The sequence below is a fragment of the Streptomyces ipomoeae 91-03 genome (genome assembly GCF_000317595.1).
In the GTDB taxonomy this organism is placed as follows: domain Bacteria; phylum Actinomycetota; class Actinomycetes; order Streptomycetales; family Streptomycetaceae; genus Streptomyces; species Streptomyces ipomoeae.
On the sequence record NZ_AEJC01000605.1, the window covers coordinates 1 to 805 of the forward strand.

The 805-nt window shown below is 68.2% G+C and carries 1 protein-coding gene; it reads right to left on the reverse strand.

The genetic code is table 11. The features are described 5' to 3' along the window. Positions 1–37 precede the first annotated feature (37 nt). On the reverse strand, positions 38–805 hold a 768-nt coding region (locus STRIP9103_RS38895), incomplete at its 5' end, for a lytic polysaccharide monooxygenase auxiliary activity family 9 protein (protein ID WP_048821768.1).

Here is an 805-nt window from a genome sequence, read left to right on the forward strand (position 1 = left end):
ACCCGGTCCGCTCCGAGCGCGGGGCCCGTCGAGCGGGTCAGCCCACCCGGCAGGGCAGTGTCGTTGCGGGATCACCTCCCGATCCCTGCACCACATAGCCGAACGAGGCGGTCTCGCCCGGATCCAACTCCCCGTTCCAGTTGGCGTTGTGGACCATCACGTCCTGTCCGGTGTAGGTGGCGTTGCCGTTCCAGAGGCTGTCGACCTTCTGTCCGGTCGGCAGCGTCCAGTTGACCATCCAGCCGAGCATCGGCACATCGCCGGTGTTGGTGACGACGACCTCGGACTGGTAGCCGCCGGACCAGCTGCCCGTCGTACGGCGGGTCGCGGAGCACTCGCCCGGTACCGGGTCGGTGGGGTTGCCGGGCTCCTTGATGCCGGTGACCTCGCCGTTGCCGCCGTCGAAGACGACGTCGGAGCAGGAGTAGAAGGTCTCCGCGCTGTCGGAGCGCTGCCAGACCATGTAGATGATGTGGCGGCCCGACTTGTTGGCGGGCAGCTGGCCCCGCCAGGAGTAGTTGGCCTCGACCGTGCCCGGACTGCCGTTCAGCGGCGGGTGGTCGACGCTCAGGAACGGCCGGTCCTCGATGTCGTTCCAGGTGAGCGTCTTCGTCGGGTCGAAGCCGTCCTTGGTGATGTAGACGTAGAACCAGCCCGGGTGGGCCGCCCACGCGTTGTACGAGAAGTCGACGGTCGCCCCGGAGGTGAGGTGGGTCAACGGCCAGTCCGCGCTGGGGGTGTTGAACCCGGTGAAGTTGGTGTTGCCGCCGCTGCACAGCTGGCCGTCCGGGACGAAGCCCCGGGT